Origin of the sequence: Pseudoalteromonas sp. P1-8 (genome assembly GCF_001399985.1) — a bacterium.
Lineage (GTDB): Bacteria > Pseudomonadota > Gammaproteobacteria > Enterobacterales > Alteromonadaceae > Pseudoalteromonas.
On the sequence record NZ_LJSO01000001.1, the window covers coordinates 772,450 to 795,459 of the forward strand.

Sequence of the window (23,010 nt, forward strand, 5' to 3'; positions counted from 1 at the left end):
CAACGCTCGATTTATAAACACTTAGAGAAAAAAATGAACAAAGTTACTTTAGCCTGCATTACATTAGCTATATCAATTTCCAGCATTTACACCGCAAAAACACAAGCACATGCAATATGGTTTGCTGAGCGCTCATCACAACTAGCACTGATATATGGTGAAGGCGCACAAGATTTAGACACCGTTAAGCGCCAAGACAAAGTTAAAACAGTTACTGGCTATAACAAAAATTGGCAAAAACAAAGTGTAAAACTTGTTGAGTCAGGACATATGATGATACTGAGCGATAACACGGTTTATGCTGTTACAGGAATGCTAGATAACGGTTTATGGAGCAAAACTAAAGATGGTAAATGGTTTGCTAGTGGCCGTGATCAAATCCCTGATGCAGTTTTAAGCGAGCATACAAAAAAACATGCTGTACACTTGCGTGGCCCTCTTACAGAAATTCCTCAACTTAAAGAACAACAGTTACAAATTATCCCAATAGGTGAGAGCTTTTCAGATCAAAAAGGTGCATTGGTTAGTTATCGCATAATATTTAATGGTAAGGCAGTTCAAGGCGCTAAAGTGATTAATGATATTGTGAACGACCCAGATCAAAAGCCTCTGATAAGCAATCATGAAGGCGTAGTGACATTGCCACTACGTAATCAAGGTTTAAACGTAGTTGCCGCAATATATGATGAAAAAAGTACCAATCTCGCTGTATTTGATAAGACCGAGCACTTAGCAACACTTTCATTTGTTTTACCCCATGCTGAAGAGTAGTTTTTAATTAGCTACTTATATTCAAACAAAACTTTGTGGGCCTAGACTTACAATAAGTCTAGGCCCTTATGCACTTTTAGTGGCCCTTTAAATAAGTGAGTAGCACGCTACTCCTCCGCTGCACTTAAGCCTCACCTAGTGTTGTTGTAAATTACAAGTTTAATTATTACAGTAGAAAGCATGTTTACGAACAGTTCTAAACTTCTACGTTAAGGTGCACATTTCAACTTGAAAATTCACAAGTAAAACCGAGTCCCTCCATTCCATTTAATCAATCACTACAATCTTTTTATTCCATTTTAAAGATGAACAATAATGAGCAATACTAAAATCATCAAATTATGAGAGTTAGGGTATTCAAAATGATTAAGACAGTTACTTTTGCAATGATGCACTTCGCAATCGCTTTTGCAGTGACTTATTTTTTAACCGGTAGTTTTTTAATTGGTGGCTTGGTTGCTATTGTTGAGCCAGCTGTAAACACTGTTGCGTTTTACTTTCACGAAAAAGTGTGGCGTAAAGTTGAAACTCAGAATAACTTTAAACAAGATTCAGATGGGATAATGTTTGCATAAGAATTAACTAGATTAAATTGGCTCACAAACCAACGAATATCCCCATATTACACCTCGAACTGTAAATTAAGCTTTGCCACTAGAGCCGGTGGCAGAGCTTCAGACCAAAACGGCTAAAACTGTTTTTAATTAATAACCGAAATTAATGAGCCTTTTGATTATTCTTAGTAAAAGAGTGCAAGGCTTCCCCTCCTTAGATACATGCCAAGCCACGCTAAATAAATAAGTATATAACTATGAATTTAAAGGAAAAAATAGCAATCCATTTAACTATATTTTATTAAATATAAACTCTTAATAGCGAGCTAATGCCCTCCAATTTAGAGCTAATACTCAAATTAGGCTTGCAATTATCGCGTTTCAGCTTACACTCGTACGCCAAGTGAGCGTACACCTGTAAGCTATAGGCGAAAAATGAGAGCGTTATTAAATTCATTATCAAAACATTTACTGCATCATCAATCATGGGCTGGGTACTGGGAGCCGGTGGTTCAGTGCTTTAAACCTGGCTGGCGCGAAGGCTACTTCCGTGCACAAGTAAAACATGTACAGGTGTTTGCTGAACAAAGCGTTGAGGTGATTATTGAGCCAGAAAAAACATGGCCAGTTCATCAAGCAGGCCAGCACATTGCGTTAACAATACAAACGAATGGTCGACTGCTAACGCGTGTATTTACCATCGCAAGCGAACCACAACTGGCAAGGCAGCAGCGACAAATTCGTTTATTGATCCGCAGCCAAGAGAGCGGCGCATTTACGTCAAAGCTAACAAACTTGAGGCCAGGGCAATGGCTTAATATTTCTGAGCCTAAAGGCCAGTTTGTTATGCCAAATACCGCGCGTTCTTTAATCATGCTTGCCGGTGGCTCAGGCATTACGCCATTTATAGCCATGCTTAAATCAATACCTGCTGATAGCAAACAAACTATAACCCTGCTTTATTATGCAAAGCCGAACAGCCACTGGCTTAAAGATGAACTTGAGCAACTAAAGCAATCGCTGAGCAATTTTGATTATCACTTACTTGAGCGCAACAAAGATGGTGATGCGACGACATGGCTGACAACAAATGCGCATAAACACTGGTTAGTGTGCGGCCCAGCAGCTTTGTATAAGCAAGCAGCCGCTTTAGCTAAGCAATTAAATACGCCTATCGACAGTGAGCATTTCAGTGCAGTCCCTGCTGTTTTAGCAACCTCTGATAAGCACGAACTAACACTCACTCATCAGGGCAAAACATTCACTATTGATAACCAACAAACCTTACTGACTCATTTACAAGCGAATGAACAACCGGTGTCAGTTGGCTGTGGTATGGGAATTTGCCATCAATGCCAATGCGTTAAAAAGCAAGGCATCGTGCGTGATATTCGTACCGGTGAGCTCTCTGATAGCTCAGAGCAATTAATTCAACTTTGCATATCGCAACCTGTCAGTGACGTGGAGTTATCAGCATGAACACAACAAAAACAGTCAATTTTGAAAAATTAGCAGCTCAACTCGATAGCGTTAAAGCAGATGTAAAATCAAAACTCGGTGAGCAAGATGCAAAATACATTCGCCGCGTTATTGTTTGCCAGCGAGTGTTTGAATGGGGTGGCCGAGTTTTATTAATGCTAGGCTTTATTCAGCCTGTTTTATGGCTAGTGGGTGTGCTTAGTTTAACCACAGCAAAAATCCTCGATAACATGGAAATTGGCCACAATGTGATGCATGGCCAATACGACTGGATGAATGATAAATACATAAATTCAAAGTCTTACGAGTGGGATATAGCGTGCGATGGGGCTAGTTGGAACCGTGTTCACAACTACGAGCACCACACCTATACCAATATTATTGGTAAAGATCGCGACTTTGGCTATGGATTACTTCGCTTATCGAATGACTTTCGTTGGCGGGTAAAAAACCTATGGCAATTTGTTACTTACCTATTACTCAGTGTGCTGTTCCAATGGGGAGTGTCGTACCATGAAATGGCAGCCGAGCGAGTATTTTTTGGCAAGAAAAAAGATGACCGCGATTACAAAGTACCGCACAGCGAACTGAAAAAGCGCTTTTTTAGTAAAGGTGCGCGCCAGCTAGTGAAAGACTACCTGCTCTTTCCACTGATTGCTGGGCCTTTATTTTTGTGGGTTTTGGCGGGCAACCTAGCGGCTAATTTATTACGTAACCTGTGGACCTCAACCATTATCTTTTGCGGGCACTTTACCGGTGAAGTTGAAACATTTAACCAGCAAGACTGCGAAAATGAATCACAAGGTCAGTGGTATTACCGCCAAGCGTTGGGCTCATCAAATATCAAAGGCGGTAACCTGTTTCATGTAATGACTGGGCACTTGAGCTATCAAATAGAGCATCACTTATTCCCCGATTTACCCGCAAAACGCTACCGCGAAATTGCCCCTAAGGTACAAGCTATCTTTAAAGAACACGGTATCCACTACAATACCGGCGGCTTCTTTCGCCAGTACTTTTCTGTCGTAAAACGAATTGTGCGCTACTCTTTTCCGTAATTGATAAACGCCAGTGCATAGCGCTGGCTTTTTTATAAATAATTTTATGGCAAGGAATTAGCTTCGAGAATCAGTTCGTTAATTTCTAACTGTAATTCATCATCTGCTGTTTGTTCCGTGAAAGTTAAAGCTGTATTGGCAAAGTTTAGCGCTAGGGCCTTATCAGCTTTCTCTAGGTAATTCTCTGCAATCGCAAAATTAATCGACGCTAAATAATCCTCTAGTTCGAGTAACGTTGCTAGCTCTAGCGCTTTGAAATAATAGCTAAGTGCAACTTCTGGCTTTTGATAGGTAAAGTCAGCGAGCGTTTCCCATTGAAACGGATGATCAAGCGGTGTGCCTGCAAACTTGTCGCAGATTTCTTTTATTTGATTGTACGCCACCCACTCTTGTTGTTTATTGTTAGCATTAACAATATCAAGCGCAAGTTGATGAATCGCCTCATAATGAGGTGGCTTTTTAATTGATTCAACCTCTCCAAATTGTTCCTTATGCATTCCCTGCCCTCTCTAAGCTAATTAAATCTCATTCGATTCAGACCAAACCCGTAACTCATCGAGTATATGCAGTGCTGAGCGGCCAAAATCAGTAAGTTCATAGGTCACTGCTATCGGGCGGGTGCTAATAACATGACGGGTGATCATCGCTCTACTTTCAAGCTCTTTTAGGCGCTGGTCTATCATCTTTTTGCTTGCACCACCGAGCATGCGCGTTAAATCATTAAAGCGCACAGGGCCATCTTTTAAATGATAGATAATAGAGCCCGTCCATTTACCGCCAATCAAACGCATGCCTTTTTCAATAGCACACGGCTCCATGCAAGCATTTAAAACTTTTTTTCTACCCTTACTATCTGTTTCTACTGAACTTTCCAAAACAACCTCGCGTTTTTCAGCCTAGTTACAAAAAGGTGACTGGTTGATTAAATAACCTAGGTTACTATTATATACCACGGAATGTATTTTGAACACGATAAAGTAATTAGCAAACGGATACTCAACTATGAAAAACGTATTAATTATTAACGCACATCACTATTACCCTTTTTCTGAAGGTAAGTTAAATGCTGCTTTAATCGAAAAAGCCGACGCTTTTTTTCAAGCAAAAGGCTATCAAACTCGTGTGGTTAATACACAAGACGAATTTGATGTAGAAACTGAACTTGAGAACCATCAATGGGCAGATATCGTCTTTTTGCAATCACCTATTAATTGGATGGGCATGACTTGGTCATTCAAAAAATACATGGATGAAGTGTACACCGCGGGTATGGGTGGAGCGCTTTGCCATGGTGATGGTCGCCATCAAGACAATCCAAAAGCCAATTACGGTAAAGGCGGCACCTTAAATAACACTCAATATATGATGTCGCTGACCTTAAATGCACCTGCAGAATCATTTGCAGATGCCGCTGACTTTTTTGAAGGTAAAAGTGTTGATGACCTTGTTTTCCCAATGCATATGAACTTTAAATTTTTCGGTATGCAAGCGTTACCTACTTTCGCCTGTTATGACGTGATGAAAAATGCAGACATCGAGAGCGACTTTGCGCGCTTTGAAAAACACTTAAACGATAACTTTTAAGGAACACTCATGAGTAACGAATCTGTTTATAGCAATAAACTCCATCCGGGCAGTGCATTTCCTAGTATTAGTGCTGCACTTTTGAATGGTGAAAAGACTGTTCTTGGTCAACCTCAACACGGTGCAAGCTGGCAGCTTGTTGTTGTTTATCGTGGTAAGCATTGCCCTTTATGTACTCGCTATTTAAACAGCCTCGAGCAGTACAAAGCTGCGCTATTAGAAACGGGTGTTGATGTAATTGCTGTTTCAGGCGATAGCAAAGAGCAGTTAGAAGCGCATTTAGAGCAGTTATCAGTGTCATTTTCACTTGTTTACGGTTTGACTACAGAGCAAATGAAAACATTAGGTACTTACATATCTGATCCCCGTTCACCGCAAGAAACAGATCACCCTTTCGCAGAGCCTGCACTGTTTGTGGTTAACGAGCAAGGTAATGTACATGTGGTTGATTATTCTAATAACCCATTTGTAAGACCTGATTTAGCAACCTTGGTAAGTGGGCTTAACTGGATACGCGATCCAAAAAATAACTACCCAATTCGCGGTATGCATAAGTAGAGAGTAGCCATGAGCAAATTTACAACTTTGCTGATTGGCTTGGTGAGCATAATAATGTGCTCGCCACATGCCTTTTCAGCACAACTCCCCCATGCACATATTGCTTCACCTAATCACTATGAAGTATTGCTAGATAACAGTGACGTACTTGTTTTGCGTATGACTTTAGCACCAGGTGAGCAAGATAATTGGCATAAGCATAATGCTGAAACTGTCTACTTTGAGACAGGTGGTAAGGCAACCATCAGTACAAAAGAGTCACAAACAACACTTGAGATCCCCAATGGCTATGTGATGTGGCATGACGCATGGACTCACCAAGTCAAAAATGAAGGTGAAACCACCATCACTGCAATTATTGTTGAGAGCAAATAGGTAGGAGCAATTATGGCATTAGAAAACCACCCTATGTGGCGCTTACCTAAGCATCACCTAGATTTAAAAAGTTCACATGACCATGTTCATTGGGTTGAATTATTTTATGACCTTATTCATGTGGTAATCATTTTTCTGCTAGGTAATTTTTTAAGCGACCACTTACATTTAAGTGGTTTTCTTACTTTTGCAGGTTTATTCATCACCGTATGGTTCGCGTGGGCTGACTCCAGCGTTTTTAACTCACTCTATGTCAGTACAGATGTAAAACATCGGCTGATCATGGCCTGCCAAATTGTCACCGCCATGGTTATGGCAGCCTCTATTCCCCATGTACTTGACAAAGGCTGGACATATTTTGCATTGGCCTATGCAGCTAACCGACTTATTACAGCGTATTTATTTCATCGCACCAATCAATTAGGGATCGAATCAACAAAATTAGCACGCAGTGTGAGCCGTAACTACTTTGCTCTTGCCATTATCTTCGCAACCACAGCTTTTATGCCTGCACCCTATAGTTATTGGGTATTTGGCACTGCGATTGCCGCTATCCAAGTTTTATATATGGCTCCAAAAATTGGTGTACTTGAAAATAAACGTTTTTTACCACGCCTTGGGCATATGTCTGAGCGCTTTGCCCTTTTACTGCTCATTGTCTTAGGCGAAGGTTTCTTTAAATTGGTGATTACTTTATCAGAAAAAGGAATTTATAAAGTCGACCCCTCTGTACTAGCTAACTTTATGTTTGGCGGTATTGCAGTATTTGTGCAGTGCTGGATTTACTTTGACTTTGTTGGCAATGGTAAACCTAAAAATCAGCATAAATGGACACTCGTAAGTTGGTGGTTAGCACACCTATTTTTAATGTTATGTGCAGTTATGGTTGGCGTTGCACTCGCCGGCGAAGTGAAAGCTGGGTTTTGGCAACCTTACCCACTTAAATATGGGGTCATTGGCTGTGTAGGGTTAGCAGGCTACTTATTGAGTTTATTGTGGATCCAGTTAATGATCGAACACCGTGTAGCGCATCGTTTTGCAACAGCTAAAGTAAGAATGTTTGGCGTTATACTCGCTTTGGTTACTATTCCTATTTTACCCCATGTGCCTTCGCTCATTGGCAACTTACTTTGGGGCACAGCACTGATTTCACAAATTGCCTACCCAGTCACTCGCGCATACTTTACCCTTTCAAAAGAAGAAGCTAATTCATAAAGATTAAAACACCTTTGCAAAAACAACAAAGGTGTTTTGTAATCCTTGCTGTTTTTCGCAAAAAAAATTAGCGCCACAATATCCTCATTACTTAACCATAAATCACTTTCAGGGCCGCATTAAATTGTTAAGTTTCGCTTAGCTATGCCCCTTAAAGTTTGGAGTCATAATGAGTTTTGATAAATTAGCACATAAGCCATTCTCAATTGGTGTTGAACTTCCACTTGATAATGACTGGGTAAATTTCAAACAACAATCAAATCAATCATTTGGGATCCCTGATTTAGCTAACCATGAATCACGTATTCAACTTGCTGATGAGCTTGGCTATGTTGCGGCATGGGTTCGCGACGTGCCGATTTATGACCCTCAATTTGGTGATGCTGCCCAAGTTTATGAAACTTTCAGCTACCTTGGCTATTTAGCAGCTAAAACCAAGAATATATTACTTGGCACCGCAGCGGTTGTATTGCCATTGCGCCAACCTTGGCTTGTTAAAAAGGCAGCAAATACTGTGCAAGCGCTAAGTAATGATCGGCTAATTTTAGGTGTTGCCAGTGGTGATAGACCCATTGAATACCCTTTATTCGATATTGATTTTGCAAGCCGTGGTGAGCAACTACGTGAATCTGTTTCGCTACTTAAAGGCGCCCCTAAGCGACCTTTAGAAGCGGGTCAAAAGCTACTACCAGAAGTGAAAGATTTCCCACTTTATGTAGCAGGTCTTGCTCAGCAAAGCCCTCAATGGGTTGGCGAAAACATGGACGGCTGGCTTGCTTACCCAGGCACACCAGATGATCATCAAAAGCGTGTCGCCTTGTGGCGAGATGTCGCAGGTAATAAGCCGTACGTTAGTTTTATTCATTTAAATTTATTAGATGATCCTGATGCACCTATAAAACGTCACCGTTTTGGGGTTGAAACAGGCGTCAAAGGACTCATCTCAGAGCTAAAGGCAATGAAAAATGCCGGTGTGAATCACATTGGCCTGCACTTTAGACGTAACGAATTACCCATCGAATGGGCATTAAAGCACATCGGCGAACATGTTTTGCCCAAGTTCCATAATTAAGGAGTTATGATGTCACAATCAATTATGCCAAAACTGGGTTTTGGTACATTTAGATTACAAGACGAAGTTGCATATCAAAGTGTGCTAACAGCTATTGAAGAGGGCTTTAGACACATCGACACCGCGCAAATTTACGGTAACGAAGAAGCTGTTGGCCGAGCGATTAAAGACAGTGGTGTTGCACGTGGTGAGTTATTTATTACCACCAAAGTATGGAATGATAAGTTAAATAAAACGGACTTTATTAACAGCGTAAAAGAGAGCCTGACTAAACTACAACTAGATCACGTCGACTTACTGCTTATTCATTGGCCAAGCCCAGCCAATGGCGAAAGCATGCATGAGTATTTAACCGAGTTACAATCAGCAAAAGAGCTAGGTTTAACGAAAGAAATTGGTGTTTCAAACTTTACCATTGCACAAATGGAAGAAGCCTTAAGTATTTTGCCAAAAGGCGCCTTATTTACCAATCAAGTTGAAGTTCACCCCTACCTAACCAACCAAAAAGTACGTGATTTTTGTGCGCAAAACGACATTCTCGTTACTGGCTATATGCCATTTGCGGTAGGTAAAGTACTTAAAGATCCAACCATTAAAGCGATTGCAGACAAACACCAAGTGAGCACCGCTGAAGTGGTCATTGCTTGGGAGTTAGCTCATGATATGGTGACGATACCGTCATCGACCAAACGCGAAAATATGGCTACCAACTTAAAAGCCCTTTCGCTTAGCTTAAGCCAAGACGAGATCAATCAAATTGATGCCCTTAGCTGCGGCGACAGGCAAGCCAACCCGGATTTTGCTCCTGATTGGGATCATGATGAAGTAAAAACAACTCATGCTTGGCAATTTCAAGGTGCTGATAAAGCACTCGCTTTGGGATTAAAAGCTGTACCAGCACTAAAAGCAGGGCAAATTTTAGTCCGAAATCTAGCGGTTGGCATCAATCCAGTTGATTGGAAGTTTATTCAAGCTGATCCTATTAATTGGACAGATACACACACTCCTGGTGTAGACGGTGCTGGGGTTGTTGAGCAGGTAGGCGATGGTGTCGATAGCAAACTAATAGGTAAAACAGTCGCTTATCATCATAGTTTGAGTGAAAACGGCAGCTTTGCTAAACACACAGTACTTTATGCAGAGCGTGTTATGCAGGTGCCAAAAGGGTTAGCTGCTAATGTTGCTGCTGCATTACCTTGCCCACTGCTTACTGCGTGGCAAGCCTTTAGCAAAACACCATTACGCAAAGGCGAAAAAGTATTAGTTACCGGCATGGGAGCTGTTAATAAACTGCTGACGCAAATGCTGAACCACAGTGGCTTTGAAGTTCATGCATTATCAAAAAGCTTAACGGCAGAACAAGCCGAAAAGCTTGGCGTTAAGTTAGTATTACGCGACGCGCCTTCTGAGGGTGGCTACTTTGCACTCTTTGATGCTAATGGTCCTGAAGAAGCTAAAAAGTTAGTGCCACTTCTACAGGCAAATGGTCATGTGATCAGTATTTTAGGACGCATTGAAACCCCCGTCGATGAGCCATTCACGCGCACTATTTCTTATCATGAAATTGCCCTTGGTGCATTACACGATTATGGTGATACACAGCAATGGCAACGTCTTGTAAGTGATGGCGAAAAGCTCCTTAATGACATTGCGTCGGGTACTTTAAATGTTGAAGAACCCACTGACTTTGAATTTAACAATCTCAATGACGCCCTTGAGTTTTCTAAAGTTCAAAAGCAAAAAGCCGTTGTAGTTGTTTAGTTATCATTTAAAAGGCCTCTTCTGAGGCCTTTTTATTTTATTCTGCTGTTTCTTTAGGTGTATTGTTGAATACAGCTAAATGATAAATAATCACTAAATTCGCTATAAACCACAGATCTTTAATTACAAACTGACCTAATCGCTCAAACACTGTAACGCTGCTAAGCGCATTAGGTGCGGTAATTAAAAATGTTTGTGTCATGATAAAAACAGCGCAACAGGCAAGCCCTGCCATAACTATTAACTTATTGTTTTTAATCAACAAGCCAACACAGAGTAACAACACACTGACAATATCAAAAGCACCAATTACATTCGATGCCCCCTGCACGCTAAAAACAATATACAACCAAGACATAAACGGTGAAGATTCAACAAGGCTAACAATCGCATTTGCTTCAAAAGCAAAAAACTTCATGGCGCCAATCCAAACCAACACTAATGCTACCGATACATAATTGAAGGCAATATGCGCTTTATCACTTAAAGCATCTTTATAAAACACAAATAAAAACAGCGGAATAACAGCAAAATACTTAATGATCCCCTGCCCCGACCCAATTACAGGAAAGCCCCCTTCACTTGCAAGCCAACGATTAGCGCCAAACAGCGTAATCAAACAGAGCAGTGATATAGTAAATGCAGTGATGCTCGGAAGCGCTCTATTAAGAAACCCTAAATGTGAATGAAGGCTGGTAATGCCAACAAAGCAAAATGCAAAGCCTGCGAGCATACTCATGATATGAGCTGGCACCTGTGCGTCTAATTTATAAAATGAAAAGATACTGCCAATGGCATTGGGGTTTGCTCCCAAGATAAAAGACAAGCCCAATAACGAAAAACTGATGGTGATAATTGCAACCACTAAATTATTTGATGTACGTAAATTCATTTAAACCCCTCTCTACTGCTTGTTTAAAAGACCTTAGTTAGGGGTAAAAACATTCATAATTAAATAAAATACAAGAAAAGTCTGAGTATTAGTTTATCTAGGCAACTGAAAAACAACTAAAAGAATCGCTGCTATTTGCCGTTATTCGCTGTTAATTAGGCAAAAATAAATCTCTCCCATTCAATATCAGCAATTTTGTTCAAGTTTTTAGGTTGCCTGCTTCGCTATATTGGCGTAGGAATAATAACGAAGCGCACAACCTTCAGGAGCATCTGTGAGCAAAGACAATCACTTTAAGTACATCAACAACAAACAGCATCAGAGCATCTCGATGTTGACGGCGACTATGAGTGATTTTACCTATGCAAAGCATGCTCACGAAGAGTATTCAATTGGCATTACTCTACAGGGGCGGCAAGATTTCTTTTGTCGTAATGCGTTTTATAAAAGCGTACCTGGCAATGTTATTTTATTTAACCCTGAAGATATTCACGATGGTCACTCTGGCACTGAGCAAAACCTAGAGTATCTAATGCTGTATATTCATCCCGATGAATTTCAGCCTTTGTTCAAAGCGCTAGGATATAAGCAAGATTGCACATTACGTATGGCAAACACCTTATATGCTGATCCATTACTGCGTAATCAAGTGATTCACTTATCAAGGCTTTTACAAACAGATTGCACGAGCAAAATAGAGCGAGAAGCTGCACTACTGCAAATGGCGCAGTCTTTAGTAAGGCTCAACGGAAGCCTTGATTTACCGGCTTTAAGCACCCGTGTTGATAGCTTACTACTGCGCGCAAAAGACTATATTTTGGCAAATATCGACAATGACATCTCTATTGATGACATTGCCCATGCTGCCACTATGTCGAAGTTTCATTTTATCCGCCGCTTTCGCGAGCACTTCGGTATTACTCCACATCAATATGTTTTGAACTGTCGTATTAATTATGCCCGTAGAGCGTTACAAGTTGGCCGCGATGCCACCAGCGTAGCGGTTGAATCTGGCTTTGCAGATGCCAGTCACCTCAATCGTAACTTCAAACGAGTATTCGGTATGACACCAAAACAATTTCAACTGCAATGGGCTCGTAGATAGAGCTAAATTACTGATTTGGAGCTGTTATGGCAGATATTTTTGCATATGCTATTGGCATTATGTACACCCCTGGGCCAATCAATTTACTCGGTTTAAGCAGTGGCTTAAATAAACAAACACGTTCACACCTTGGGTTTTTTATCGGCGTGGGTAGCGCGATGTTTATCTTATTTGTGCTGCTTGGCTACCTTGGCTTACAAGTGATCAATCCGCAGTTTTTGCCTTATGTGAGCTTAATTGGTTGCGGCTATATTTTGTATATTGCTTGGAAGGTCGCAAAAGCAAATGTACAGGTGAGTGATACCTCAGGGGATACCTCACTTAGCTTTTTCGATGGCCTGTTTATGCAGCTATTAAATCCAAAAGCCTTGGTGGCCACTTTGCCAATTGCTACGATTCAGTTCCCAAGCGCAGATATTACCGGCGCTGCAATCGTATTTTGGTCTCTTATTTTAGCTATTCTTGCCTTTGGTGCTCCTACAAGTTACTCGTTAGCTGGCTTAATGCTTGGCAAACAAGTATCACGACCGGGTGTTTTTAATGTGTTTAATAAACTGATGGCTGTTTTGTTGGTTTATGTCGCGCTAATGATTGCCTACGAGCATGTGCTGACCCCGTTAATGGCCTAAAATTGATCATCCCGAGCAAACAGGCATAATAGCCTTATTCAGCAAACAGTTATCACAAAACGATGCAAGGCAATCTATCTATTCGCTCTTACAGTACTAAGCCTGTTAGTCATAGCCATGACTATCATCAACTTGTACTGCCTTTAAAAGGTGTGATTGCTATTAGTGTGGGTGATTTTCAAGGTAAAGTCGCCCCCGGTGAATGCGTGGTTGTCAAAGCCTCGCAAACGCACCTGTTTACCGCAATGCCAGAAGCCCGGTTCGTGGTGGCCGATATGCCAAAGCTACCAGATAACCTGGCCACTGCTGAGCGCTGCGTGTTTGCTATTAATCAATCACTTTGGGCATTTTTGCAGTTTGTGGCAAAGCAACTTGAGCAAGCGGTTAATAATGAGTTAGAACTTGCCATGTTTAACACCTTCGATTTGCTGCTAGCTGAGCAAATTATGCAGCCTAAGGTCGACAGCCGAATTAGCGAGGCACTGCTTTATATTGACAGTCACTTAAGCATTCCTCTTCACATCAAACACCTTGCCAGCATTGCCTGTTTAAGCCCAACGCAATTTAAGTTGCTGTTTAAGCAACAAACCGGATTGACTGTCATGAACTATGTAACCAAACAGCGAATGGAAAAAGCCCAAGCCTTACTCAGCCATACCGACTATCCGTTACAACGTATTAGTGAGTTAGTTGGTTACAATGAGCTTTCGTCTTTTAGCCGCAGTTTTTCAAAGTACTTTGGTTTATCACCAAGTAAATTCAAAAAATAACTTTAGTTTTTAACGTCAACAAAACCGTCCTTTTTGTCAAAAATTGCACATCAATTCTGATTATGCTTTTGATATCTTAAATTTAAAGCGAATCACCAATGAACCATACCATCGCGACCATTGCCGTTTTAGTTGCCAGTGTGTTTTGGGGCACAACGGGTACAGCCGCAAGCTTTGCACCAGACATAAGCCCTTTTGCAATAGGAGCCTTTGCGATGGGATTTGGCGGAGTCTTACTTTGCCTAACCTCACTAACTCAGCTAATAAACAATGCGAGTACACTGCGTAAGCATTACCCTCTAACCCTACTAGGCTCAGCCTGTGTGGCTATATATCCTCTAGCATTTTATACCTCAATGAATAGCGCTGGCGTAGCAATTGGCACTGTTGTTTCGATTGCCAGCGCCCCTTTATTTACCGTCTTATTGGAATACTTAATTGAGAAAAAGCCTTTTGAAACTCGCTGGCTAGTCAGCTTTTGCTTTGGTGCAGTAGGCATTTGCTTAATCGCGTTAGGCAAAGACTCACACTCTGCTGCTAAGGGGCTGTTTAGCCAAAACATCGGCATTTTACTTGGCTTAATTGCAGGGCTTACCTATGCGGGCTATTCATGGGTTGCCAAACGTTTAATTAGCAACGGCGTTCATTCAAGAGCGACTATGGCAAGCCTATTTGGCGGCGCTGCATGTGTACTCTTGCCTTCGTTATTGATCACTGGAGATACGCTTTTTGCCACAGTTACCAATACCAGCGTGGCGCTTTACATGGCCATAGTGCCGATGTTTTTCGGTTATTGGCTATTTAGTATTGGCTTAAAAACCATAGCTGCGAGCCAAGCCGTGCTCATTACTTTACTTGAGCCTATTATCGCCACCGTACTGGCTATTGTTATTTTAAATGAGCAATTTCAGCAAATTGGCTGGCTTGGAATTGGTTTAGTGGGCGTTAGTTTGGTAATTCAAACGGTCAATATTAAGCAGTTCGTGATACACTGCAAAAAACGCATATTGACGATTTAAGATGAGAAAAGACAGCCGACTATCGCGGGTTTTACATGTGCTGATCCATTTAAACAGTTACAGCCACCCTGTTACATCAGAGACATTAGCAAACATGTTAATGACCAACCCTGTGGTTGTACGCCGTACTATGGCGTTACTACGTCAAGCGGGTTATGTATCGGCAATAAAAGGTCACAATGGCGGCTGGCTACTGGCCACTCCCTTAACAGACATCACTTTATTTGATATTCACCAAGCGCTTGGCGAAAAGAACCTATTTGTAATTGGTCTAACCGATGAGCACAACAACTGCCCTATTGAGCATGCAGTTAACAGCGCCCTGCAAAATGCGATGGATGACGCAGAAGCACTGTTATTAAAACGTTTTGCTGAAGTGTCGCTTGCAGAGCTTGCCAGTCAATTTAAAAAGTAGGCTTACCTTGAAAAACTTGGTGACTTCACAAACTTATACAACACTGTAATTGGCAGGGGTTTACTAAAGTAATAGCCTTGTACTTGAGAACACTCAAGCTCTTTCAGTATGTTCAGCTGCTGCTCGCTTTCAACGCCTTCAGCAATTGACTCCATATTTAACGCGCTGGCTAAATCAATCATGGCTTTAACAATTGCCTTATCAGCATCGCTGGGGTTTTCTAAATCATCAATAAATGATTTGTCTATTTTGAGCTTATCAAGCGCAAAGTCTTTTAAGTAATTCATTGATGAGTAGCCTGTGCCAAAGTCATCAATCGACATTTTAAACCCTGCTTCACGCAGTTTAGTAATCGTACTTAAAGCAAACTGAGGGTTACCAATGGCAATTGTTTCCGTTAATTCAAGTTCAATACATTCAGGCTCAATAGAGTAAGTTTGTAATACCGAAATTAAATCACCAAGCAGCTGCTTTTTAACAAACTTCGTTGCCGATAGATTTATTGCAAAGGTCATTGCTGGCATATTGTCATCTTGCCACTGGCGAATTGTTTTAACAGTATTTTCGAATACCCAGTCATCAATTTTGCTAATGAGGCCACTGCTTTCAGCAATGGGAATAAACTCAGCAGGTGATACATTGCCTAATGTTTCGCTGTGCCAACGTAATAATACTTCAACAGCCACCACAGCACCTGAGGCAATATCAATTTGCGGTTGAAAGACTAAATAAAGCTCATTATCTTCAAGGGCAAAATTAAGAGCATTGATGATTTGTAATTGCCTAAGCCCAGATTTATTCATTTCTTCGGCGTAAAATAACGCATTGTTTCTACCTAACCGCTTAACCTCAAACATCGCTGATTCAGCCATTTGCAATAGGGGCTCAAATTCTTTACCATCAATTGGAAACAAGGAAACCCCGACCGATGCTGTAACAACAATGAGTTCATCATTTATTGTAAGTGGCTCACTGATCACTTTTAATAAATCGTGGCTGCTCTTATTTATAGCGCCGGTGGAGGTATAGGGCGTGATAAATGCAAAGCGGTCGCTTTGCAGCCGTGAAACCATAATATGCTCACCCATAAAGTTACAAATTCGCGCACTCAAGCTTTGTAACACTAGGTTGCAACTTGCCATACCCAATGCTTTATTGAGAATTTTAAAGTTATCTAAACCAATTAAAATAAAGGCTGCTTTTGTATCTGCTTGAAGCTTAATGGTTTGTTCAAATTCCATCTGCAACTTGTCTTGGTTTGCAAGCCCCGTTAGCTGATCAAAATAAGAAAGTTGATGTATGAGGGTTTCACTTTCGACTTCTTTGGTTACATCATGCTGAAACGAAATGTAGTTACTTACCTTCCCTTGCTTATCCATTATTGGGTAAATGGTCGTTTGCTCAACAATCACCTTACCGTGCTTGGTCATGTTAACCAAAGCACCCACCCAGGCTTTTCGATTTTTTAAGTGCTCCCACATTGTTTGATAAACAGCTGGTTCAGTTTGACCGGCACTGATTTTATGCGGGCTCTGACCTATTAGTTCATCATACTCGTACTGACACATATCGAGGTAAGCGCGATTCATATACTCAATTTTTGCATCTGTATTGGTAAACATAATGGGGTGTGGGTTTTGCTCAACCGCTTGAGACAATATGTGCATGCGTTTGTTTAGAGTAATTTTATGAAACCATTGCCACACTGACTCGGCCCAAACCGTTAGCATGTTTTTATCTTGCACACTAAACACCTTGGTTTGATGCTGCAAAATAATGGCCATATGGCACTGACTATGGCGTATCACTGGCACCACTAACAATGAGTTAGAGTCGCCAGGTAACCCGTATTCTTTCGCATGTTTTCGGTTAACAATGACAGCTTGCCCTGCCGCAATTTTGCCTTGTAACTTTTCAGTGCACACATCAAAAACATTACCTTTCTGGGCTCGATAATCATGTTGCTTTTGTTCGTTACAAATAAACAAGGCTGCGCCATCGCAATTGGTAATTTCGAGGGCTTGATTAACAGCATAATTCAACAACACATCTTGATCGTCTTGAAACGAAATTTCGGTTAGCTGTAATAAACCCCGATTAAATTTACTTTGCTGAGCAAGTGCCGCCATACGCCCAACTTTATCCGACACATCGCGAGCATTCACCAAATAGGTTGGGCCATCATTATCGTGTTCGAACAAGGTAATCGAAAATTCAAAATGAATAACCCAACCATTTACGCTAATGGGTAAGGTATTGACCAAACAAACAGCTGATTTTTTTGCCTCCATTAGCGTGCGCATAAAATCTTGCGCATCAGATTTTTCAAACATACTACTAATATTTTGCCCAACCATCGCTTTAGTAAAGACATGGCTATCGGAGTTATCACTGAAGACTTCGCGAAAAGTACCGTCTTTTTCTAGCTCAAACACAGAGTCTGGCAGTGCAGTAAGTGTTGCTTTTAACTGATTAGAGGAGTTATCTAGTGCTGCATACGGTTTAGTTACAGTTTCAACAAAGAGGATTTTATACAGTAAAAAGTAGGTGAGCCCTTTATATACATGCCCAAAAAAATTAAAGGTGTTGGTGGTATGCGACGCATCATTAGACACCACAAAACAGGCCTCACTTAAAATAGCTAATAGGCAAACTAATGTTTTACCGGCAATATTTAAATTTGTTCTGGGCTTACGAAGTTGTGTCGAAAACATCAAAACAGCGGCACCGTATAGCGCTAAAACAAGTAGATCAATTAAAAACTTAATATGGCTACCACCGACTCCTTCTATGTATATGTCTGGCAGTAAACCTGGAAAATAAAAAAGAGAGCTTGCAATAAACAAACTAAAAAGCAGTAAAGAGGTAAGTAAGGCACGCGCATTTAACGGTTTATATTTAACCCAAATCCCTGCTGCAATAATTAAAAAAGCAGCTCCATTAAATAACCGAGCAATGAGCCAAAAACTTAATACCAAGTTCATGTCTGCATTGCCTTCGTGCATGCTGTCAAAAGCTAAAAAGTGCAATGAATCAAAAATGGCAACGCACAACATGGTGCAAGAAAGTAATAACAGTTTGTAGTTATTGGTGAAATGCCAAGTGTTCCAACCAATTGCAAAAATTAAAAACGAGATCACAACTGAGAACAATTCGACGCTCGTATGCATTGCTACATAAAAAGGAATAGCAGCAATAAGCCCTAATCGCTCAAGTAGTAAGACAATAGCCAGCAGCAATACCCCTACCGCAACATAAGGTACTGTGTGTAAAAGCTCTTTATGATGTGATGGATGAACAACGTATTTCACTATAGTTTTTGACTATGTTTAATTATTACCCTTAGAAAAAAGAATAGTAAAAATAGCTAGTAACGACAGTGAAATACCAAAAAAAGATGAGATCAATGCGCTAAGTATGACTTAGCGCATCTTTTATTATGCTTTATTGAATGGATTACGGGTATCTTGGTCGGCATCTAGATTACGCATTAAGATTGCGTGATCTAAGTCGATATCTTCTGGCAGAGGAATTTTAACAATATGGCCTGAACCTTTTGCATCGCTAATGGCTTCGCCTTTTTTGTTTTCCATAAAATCCAACTTAAAGTTGATGTTGCCTTTTGGTGTCATAAGCTCAAGTGAATGACCAGTACAAAACTTATTTTTAACATCAATTTCAACTAAGCCATTATCGTTGCGACCTAATACTTCACCGACAAACTGCTGTTTATCTGATACCGAATGACCGTACTCATAGTTTTGATAGTCTTGATGTGCATGGCGTTTTAAGAACCCTTCGGTGTAGCCGCGGTGCGCTAAATTCTCAAGAGTTTTAAATAAGTTTGCGTCAAATGGACGGCCAGCAACGGCATCATCAATGGCTTTACGATACACTTGTGCAGTACGAGCAACATAGTAGAAAGACTTGGTACGGCCTTCAATTTTTAAACTATGCACGCCCATTTTCGTCAGTTGATCAACATATTGAACTGCACGTAAATCTTTTGAGTTCATAATGTAAGTGCCATGCTCGTCTTCAAAAGCAGGCATGTACTCACCAGGGCGCCCTTGCTCTTCAAGCATGAATACTTCGTTACTTGGTGCACCATCACCTAGGGTTGGGATCACCGCTTTAGGGTCAATTTTATGCACCATTTCGCCGGTTTCATTCTCGGTGCCTGGTTTCACATCGTAGTTCCATCGACATGCATTGGTACACGTTCCTTGATTTGGATCGCGTTTATTTATATAACCCGATAGCAAACAACGGCCAGAGTACGCCATACAAAGTGCACCGTGAACAAACACTTCAAGTTCTGTATTTGGGCATAGTTCACGAATTTCAGCGATTTCTTCAAGCGATAATTCGCGCGATAAAATGACTCGTTCAATACCCTGCTGAGCCCAAAAGTTCACTGTGGCATAGTTCACCGCATTGGCCTGCACAGATAAGTGAATAGGCATATCTGGCCACTTTTCACGCACTAACATAATAAGCCCAGGATCAGACATGATCAGCGCATCTGGCTGCATCTCAATGACAGGCTCAATATCGCGTAAATACGATTTTACCTTGGCATTGTGAGGAGCAATGTTCGACACCACATACAACTTTTTATTTTGCGCATGGGCTTCGTTGATACCAACTTGCAGATTATCTAGGTCAAACTCATTGTTACGAACACGAAGGCTATAACGAGGCTGGCCAGCGTAAACGGCATCTGCACCATAGGCAAAGGCATAACGCATATTCTTTAAACTACCCGCAGGTGATAACAACTCAGGCGTAAAAGGACGAGGGGTCAAAATAGGTGACGACATGAAAGCTCCACACATCGAACCGAGTACAAGTCGGTTGCATGAATTAATACGATAATGAAGCGCGGCAGTATAATAACCTGCCCAGTAATTTTATTGATCTAGATCATGATTGGTGAAAACTCAGCAAACAAGCTGTGTGCCAATAAAAAGAAAAAAGGTGACCAATCCTATGGCCACCTTTTTAGATCAAACTCAATTAACTATCCAGGGTAATTGGTTTGGATTTGCTAATGTTAACAGCCAAAAAAGCTACAACATATATTCTTTAATAATTATGTAGTTATATTATATGCTAAATGTGATTTTTTGATTACAAAAACTACAACAACAGCACTTCTTCAGTTTCAAGCGCAAAGGTTTTGCCGTTTGCAAAACTAATATCGATATAAAAAATATGGCTACTTTCAATTTCAGGAGCTTGGTTAGGTTTTAGTTCAATAAATATAGGTGCAATAGTGGGGAATACGCTTGTGAAGTCTTCTACACTGGCATAGTTGCCATCACTGTAATAATCAAAATCATTAACAAACATCTCTGTGATATCAAACACGCTATTTAAACTCGTACCCGCGGTGAATTCATTGTTGTAATCAGCGCTTGAGTAAATATTAATAGCTGTAATGGTATTCGCGCTCCCTAGTACCACAGCTGGGATAGCACACTCTGCATACTCTTTATTAGGGTCGGGCTCATTTCCTTCACTATAAACACCTTCACCAACACCGCCTAATTTAATGGTATAGGCATCATAGGCGAGTGCTGTATTAGCTGCGCTTTGCTCTGGGGTTACAACATAATTATTAATATCGATTGCAATGGGGTAAGGAGAGCACTCAAGCTCATCGTTTGAGTCTGAATTACAGCCAGCTAAACAGCTTGCAAATAAACTAGTCAGTAAAAGATTTTTCATTATTGTCCTTATTAGTTTTATCATTTCCTGAGTTAATAATTGCCTATAAAATAGCCCACAACAAGTACTTAACTGCTAAAATTCGCTCACACTTTATACCCGCGTTGCTATACATGGTTAGGGTTCATGAAAATGCCATCAAATGACTATTTAATTAAATTAGGAATTTTCACGTAAAGCGCGTATAATTCGCGCCCGTTAATATTTAACCTTTTAAATTTAAAATTATTGGAGCATAAAGATGGCTTTAGAGCGTACTTTTTCAATCGTAAAACCTGATGCAGTTGCTAAAAACCACATCGGTGCTATCTACAACCGTTTCGAAACTGCGGGTCTTAAAATCGTTGCAGCTAAAATGGTTCACCTTTCAAAAGAAAAAGCTGAAGGTTTCTACGCTGAGCACAGCGAGCGTCCTTTCTTCGGTGCTTTAGTTGAGTTCATGACATCTGGTCCAGTAATGGTTACTGTTCTTGAAGGTGAGAACGCAGTACTTAAAAACCGTGAAATCATGGGTGCTACTAACCCTGCTGAAGCACTAGCTGGTACTTTACGTGCTGACTACGCAGACAGCATCGACGAAAATGCTGTTCACGGTTCTGACGCTGTTGAATCAGCTGCACGTGAAATCGCATACTTCTTCGCTGACGAAGAAATCTGCCCACGTACTCGTTAATTTCGAGTTCACAGCTAAGTCTGTGATGCAGAAGAAAAAGGGCTTTCGGGCCCTTTTTTAGTCATTAGCTAAGCTTATTGTAAATATGTTTAGCTAATGACTAAGTCGATTAAATAATGTACAATCGCGCACCCAAACTACTTACCACCGTCACTGATTGAGGTTGTTTCATGACCACTGAAAAAAAGATTAACTTATTAGATTTAAACCGAGATGCAATACGTGAGCTTTTTGTATCATTCGGTGAAAAGCCATTCCGTGGCGATCAGGTGATGAAATGGATTTATCATTTTGGCGTAGACAATTTTGACGACATGACAAACGTCAACAAAAAGCTAAAAGAAAAACTAAAAGCTGAATGTGAAATTGTTGCTCCTGAAATCTCAGTTAGACAACAGGCAAGTGATGGCACCATCAAATACGCCCTGATGCTACAAGGTGGCCAAGAAGTAGAAGCTGTTTGGATCCCAGAAAAAGACCGTGCAACATTATGTGTTTCATCACAAGTAGGTTGTGCCCTTGAGTGTACTTTCTGCTCAACAGCACAACAAGGCTTTAACCGTAACTTATCTGTATCTGAGATCATCGGTCAGGTATGGCGTGTTGCAAAAGACATTGGTTTAAACGGCGATAGCACTAAGCGACCAGTTACTAACGTGGTAATGATGGGTATGGGTGAGCCATTACTCAACCTTAAAAATGTAGTACCAGCAATGGAACTTATGATGGACGACTGGGGTTTTGGTTTATCAAAGCGTCGCGTTACTTTAAGTACCTCTGGTGTGGTGCCTGCTCTTGATTTATTAAAAGAGAAAATTGACGTAGCGCTGGCTATTTCACTTCACGCGCCAAACAATGAACTACGTGATGTACTGGTACCAATTAATAAAAAGTACCCTATCGAAGAGTTCTTAGCGGCGTGTCGTCGTTATATTGATGGCTCTAAAGCAAACAAAGATGTGACTATCGAATACGTGATGCTACAAGGTGTAAACGACAGCACAGATCAAGCACACGAATTGGTTAAAACATTAAAAGGAACACCTTCAAAAGTGAACCTAATTCCGTTTAACCCATTCCCAGGTAATGAATATGGCCGTTCGAGCAACAGCCGCATCGACCGCTTCTCTAAAGTATTACAAGCAGCGGGAATTACCTGTATTGTTCGCCGTACCCGTGGTGATGATATTGACGCAGCTTGTGGGCAATTAGTGGGTGATGTTGTAGACCGAACTAAACGTTTAGCGAAAAAGAAAATGCGCGAAGATAACGCTATTGCGGTAAATGTTCACCAAGCATAAGCGTAATTTCTAAAGATAAGCCTTTGTGACAAACTCGTTATTTTTA

General features: G+C 40.8%; 23 protein-coding genes and 1 pseudogene. 18 read left to right on the top strand and 6 right to left on the bottom strand.

Annotated features, from left to right (window positions below):
- Positions 1-33 precede the first annotated feature (33 nt).
- The 4 genes from AN213_RS03410 to AN213_RS03425 all read left to right on the top strand — a co-directional run bounded on the left by AN213_RS03410 (position 34) and on the right by AN213_RS03425 (position 3,862).
- Positions 34-771 carry a DUF4198 domain-containing protein gene (locus AN213_RS03410; RefSeq protein WP_055197407.1) on the top strand — a complete coding sequence of 246 codons (738 nt, stop codon included), beginning with the start codon at positions 34-36 and terminating at the stop codon, positions 769-771.
- A 362-nt stretch (positions 772-1,133) separates the two neighbouring features.
- Entirely contained in the window at positions 1,134-1,346 is a 213-nt protein-coding gene (locus tag AN213_RS03415; protein WP_054562611.1) for a DUF2061 domain-containing protein, read from the top strand.
- Between the two features lie 414 nt (positions 1,347-1,760).
- Positions 1,761-2,804: a flavin reductase family protein gene (locus tag AN213_RS03420; RefSeq protein WP_082401615.1), complete on the top strand. Its 1,044-nt coding sequence runs from the start codon at positions 1,761-1,763 to the stop codon at positions 2,802-2,804.
- Positions 2,801-3,862 carry an acyl-CoA desaturase gene (locus AN213_RS03425; protein WP_054562612.1) on the top strand — a complete coding sequence of 354 codons (1,062 nt, stop codon included), beginning with the start codon at positions 2,801-2,803 and terminating at the stop codon, positions 3,860-3,862. Before AN213_RS03420 ends, AN213_RS03425 begins: the two co-directional genes overlap by 4 nt.
- A gap of 44 nt (positions 3,863-3,906) precedes the next feature.
- On the opposite strand, the gene AN213_RS03430 is transcribed toward AN213_RS03425, so the two are convergent.
- Together AN213_RS03430 and AN213_RS03435 are read right to left on the bottom strand one after the other, a co-directional pair.
- Positions 3,907-4,359 (bottom strand): hypothetical protein, encoded by a 453-nt coding sequence (locus AN213_RS03430; protein WP_055022047.1) that lies wholly within the window; start codon positions 4,357-4,359, stop codon positions 3,907-3,909.
- A 21-nt stretch (positions 4,360-4,380) separates the two neighbouring features.
- Entirely contained in the window at positions 4,381-4,737 is a 357-nt protein-coding gene (locus tag AN213_RS03435) for a helix-turn-helix domain-containing protein (protein ID WP_054553546.1), read from the bottom strand.
- 127 nt (positions 4,738-4,864) lie between these two features.
- On the opposite strand from AN213_RS03435, the gene AN213_RS03440 reads away from it, so the two are divergent.
- The 7 genes and pseudogenes from AN213_RS03440 (at position 4,865) to AN213_RS03470 (ending at position 10,427) form a co-directional block, all read left to right on the top strand.
- Complete coding sequence (locus AN213_RS03440; protein ID WP_055022048.1) at positions 4,865-5,446, top strand: NAD(P)H-dependent oxidoreductase; 582 nt, start codon at positions 4,865-4,867, stop codon at positions 5,444-5,446.
- Positions 5,447-5,455: 9 nt separating this feature from the next.
- Positions 5,456-6,004 (top strand): redoxin domain-containing protein, encoded by a 549-nt coding sequence (locus AN213_RS03445; protein WP_054562615.1) that lies wholly within the window; start codon positions 5,456-5,458, stop codon positions 6,002-6,004.
- Positions 6,005-6,013: 9 nt separating this feature from the next.
- The gene (locus AN213_RS03450; protein ID WP_054562616.1) at positions 6,014-6,379 is read left to right on the top strand and encodes a hypothetical protein; all 366 of its coding nucleotides are present in this window, start codon (positions 6,014-6,016) and stop codon (positions 6,377-6,379) included.
- Between the two features lie 12 nt (positions 6,380-6,391).
- Complete coding sequence (locus AN213_RS03455; RefSeq protein WP_055197409.1) at positions 6,392-7,594, top strand: low temperature requirement protein A; 1,203 nt, start codon at positions 6,392-6,394, stop codon at positions 7,592-7,594.
- A 169-nt stretch (positions 7,595-7,763) separates the two neighbouring features.
- Positions 7,764-8,666: a TIGR03571 family LLM class oxidoreductase gene (locus AN213_RS03460; protein ID WP_055197411.1), complete on the top strand. Its 903-nt coding sequence runs from the start codon at positions 7,764-7,766 to the stop codon at positions 8,664-8,666.
- 9 nt (positions 8,667-8,675) lie between these two features.
- Positions 8,676-9,482, top strand: a pseudogene (gene dkgB, locus AN213_RS20340) (2,5-didehydrogluconate reductase DkgB); the annotation flags it as partial.
- 60 nt (positions 9,483-9,542) lie between these two features.
- Positions 9,543-10,427: an alcohol dehydrogenase catalytic domain-containing protein gene (locus AN213_RS03470; protein ID WP_055197465.1), complete on the top strand. Its 885-nt coding sequence runs from the start codon at positions 9,543-9,545 to the stop codon at positions 10,425-10,427.
- A 37-nt stretch (positions 10,428-10,464) separates the two neighbouring features.
- On the opposite strand, the gene AN213_RS03475 is transcribed toward AN213_RS03470, so the two are convergent.
- Complete coding sequence (locus AN213_RS03475) at positions 10,465-11,319, bottom strand: DUF417 family protein (protein ID WP_055197413.1); 855 nt, start codon at positions 11,317-11,319, stop codon at positions 10,465-10,467.
- A 274-nt stretch (positions 11,320-11,593) separates the two neighbouring features.
- Here AN213_RS03475 and AN213_RS03480 point away from each other — a divergent pair, with 274 nt between their 5' ends.
- The 5 genes from AN213_RS03480 to AN213_RS03500 all read left to right on the top strand — a co-directional run bounded on the left by AN213_RS03480 (position 11,594) and on the right by AN213_RS03500 (position 15,257).
- Entirely contained in the window at positions 11,594-12,424 is an 831-nt protein-coding gene (locus AN213_RS03480) for an AraC family transcriptional regulator (RefSeq protein WP_055197415.1), read from the top strand.
- 26 nt (positions 12,425-12,450) lie between these two features.
- On the top strand, positions 12,451-13,053 hold the full coding sequence (locus AN213_RS03485) for a LysE family translocator (protein WP_055022051.1): 603 nt from the start codon (positions 12,451-12,453) through the stop codon (positions 13,051-13,053).
- 62 nt (positions 13,054-13,115) lie between these two features.
- Positions 13,116-13,823, top strand: coding sequence for an AraC family transcriptional regulator (locus AN213_RS03490; protein ID WP_055022052.1), 708 nt, complete (start codon positions 13,116-13,118; stop codon positions 13,821-13,823).
- A gap of 98 nt (positions 13,824-13,921) precedes the next feature.
- Positions 13,922-14,842, top strand: a complete 921-nt coding sequence (locus AN213_RS03495; protein ID WP_055197417.1) for a DMT family transporter — start codon at positions 13,922-13,924, stop codon at positions 14,840-14,842.
- A 1-nt stretch (position 14,843) separates the two neighbouring features.
- Positions 14,844-15,257 (top strand): Rrf2 family transcriptional regulator, encoded by a 414-nt coding sequence (locus AN213_RS03500; RefSeq protein WP_055197418.1) that lies wholly within the window; start codon positions 14,844-14,846, stop codon positions 15,255-15,257.
- Between the two features lie 2 nt (positions 15,258-15,259).
- On the opposite strand, the gene AN213_RS03505 is transcribed toward AN213_RS03500, so the two are convergent.
- The 3 genes from AN213_RS03505 to AN213_RS03515 all read right to left on the bottom strand — a co-directional run bounded on the left by AN213_RS03505 (position 15,260) and on the right by AN213_RS03515 (position 20,990).
- Positions 15,260-18,568, bottom strand: coding sequence for an EAL domain-containing protein (locus tag AN213_RS03505; RefSeq protein WP_055197420.1), 3,309 nt, complete (start codon positions 18,566-18,568; stop codon positions 15,260-15,262).
- A 126-nt stretch (positions 18,569-18,694) separates the two neighbouring features.
- Positions 18,695-20,080, bottom strand: a complete 1,386-nt coding sequence (gene yegQ / locus AN213_RS03510) for a tRNA 5-hydroxyuridine modification protein YegQ (RefSeq protein ID WP_055197422.1) — start codon at positions 20,078-20,080, stop codon at positions 18,695-18,697.
- Positions 20,081-20,399: 319 nt separating this feature from the next.
- Positions 20,400-20,990: a DUF5034 domain-containing protein gene (locus AN213_RS03515; RefSeq protein WP_054562627.1), complete on the bottom strand. Its 591-nt coding sequence runs from the start codon at positions 20,988-20,990 to the stop codon at positions 20,400-20,402.
- 241 nt (positions 20,991-21,231) lie between these two features.
- Here AN213_RS03515 and ndk point away from each other — a divergent pair, with 241 nt between their 5' ends.
- Entirely contained in the window at positions 21,232-21,663 is a 432-nt protein-coding gene (gene ndk, locus AN213_RS03520; RefSeq protein ID WP_036972405.1) for a nucleoside-diphosphate kinase, read from the top strand.
- A gap of 170 nt (positions 21,664-21,833) precedes the next feature.
- Positions 21,834-22,964 carry a bifunctional tRNA (adenosine(37)-C2)-methyltransferase TrmG/ribosomal RNA large subunit methyltransferase RlmN gene (locus AN213_RS03525; RefSeq protein WP_054562628.1) on the top strand — a complete coding sequence of 377 codons (1,131 nt, stop codon included), beginning with the start codon at positions 21,834-21,836 and terminating at the stop codon, positions 22,962-22,964.
- The last annotated feature ends 46 nt before the right edge of the window (positions 22,965-23,010 follow it).

What these genes read in the sequence shown, in the direction of transcription:
- AN213_RS03450 (WP_054562616.1), top strand. Translation starts at nt 6,014, where the DNA reads ATGAGCAAATTTACAACTTTGCTGATTGGCTTGGTGAGCATAATAATG.
- AN213_RS03445 (WP_054562615.1), top strand. Translation starts at nt 5,456, where the DNA reads ATGAGTAACGAATCTGTTTATAGCAATAAACTCCATCCGGGCAGTGCA.
- AN213_RS03485 (WP_055022051.1), top strand. Translation starts at nt 12,451, where the DNA reads ATGGCAGATATTTTTGCATATGCTATTGGCATTATGTACACCCCTGGG.
- AN213_RS03410 (WP_055197407.1), top strand. Translation starts at nt 34, where the DNA reads ATGAACAAAGTTACTTTAGCCTGCATTACATTAGCTATATCAATTTCC.
- AN213_RS03425 (WP_054562612.1), top strand. Translation starts at nt 2,801, where the DNA reads ATGAACACAACAAAAACAGTCAATTTTGAAAAATTAGCAGCTCAACTC.
- ndk (WP_036972405.1), top strand. Translation starts at nt 21,232, where the DNA reads ATGGCTTTAGAGCGTACTTTTTCAATCGTAAAACCTGATGCAGTTGCT.
- AN213_RS03515 (WP_054562627.1), bottom strand. Translation starts at nt 20,990, where the DNA reads ATGAAAAATCTTTTACTGACTAGTTTATTTGCAAGCTGTTTAGCTGGC.
- AN213_RS03420 (WP_082401615.1), top strand. Translation starts at nt 1,761, where the DNA reads ATGAGAGCGTTATTAAATTCATTATCAAAACATTTACTGCATCATCAA.
- AN213_RS03490 (WP_055022052.1), top strand. Translation starts at nt 13,116, where the DNA reads ATGCAAGGCAATCTATCTATTCGCTCTTACAGTACTAAGCCTGTTAGT.
- AN213_RS03430 (WP_055022047.1), bottom strand. Translation starts at nt 4,359, where the DNA reads ATGCATAAGGAACAATTTGGAGAGGTTGAATCAATTAAAAAGCCACCT.
- AN213_RS03415 (WP_054562611.1), top strand. Translation starts at nt 1,134, where the DNA reads ATGATTAAGACAGTTACTTTTGCAATGATGCACTTCGCAATCGCTTTT.
- AN213_RS03455 (WP_055197409.1), top strand. Translation starts at nt 6,392, where the DNA reads ATGGCATTAGAAAACCACCCTATGTGGCGCTTACCTAAGCATCACCTA.
- AN213_RS03500 (WP_055197418.1), top strand. Translation starts at nt 14,844, where the DNA reads ATGAGAAAAGACAGCCGACTATCGCGGGTTTTACATGTGCTGATCCAT.
- AN213_RS03475 (WP_055197413.1), bottom strand. Translation starts at nt 11,319, where the DNA reads ATGAATTTACGTACATCAAATAATTTAGTGGTTGCAATTATCACCATC.
- AN213_RS03525 (WP_054562628.1), top strand. Translation starts at nt 21,834, where the DNA reads ATGACCACTGAAAAAAAGATTAACTTATTAGATTTAAACCGAGATGCA.
- yegQ (WP_055197422.1), bottom strand. Translation starts at nt 20,080, where the DNA reads ATGTCGTCACCTATTTTGACCCCTCGTCCTTTTACGCCTGAGTTGTTA.
- AN213_RS03440 (WP_055022048.1), top strand. Translation starts at nt 4,865, where the DNA reads ATGAAAAACGTATTAATTATTAACGCACATCACTATTACCCTTTTTCT.
- AN213_RS03460 (WP_055197411.1), top strand. Translation starts at nt 7,764, where the DNA reads ATGAGTTTTGATAAATTAGCACATAAGCCATTCTCAATTGGTGTTGAA.
- AN213_RS03495 (WP_055197417.1), top strand. Translation starts at nt 13,922, where the DNA reads ATGAACCATACCATCGCGACCATTGCCGTTTTAGTTGCCAGTGTGTTT.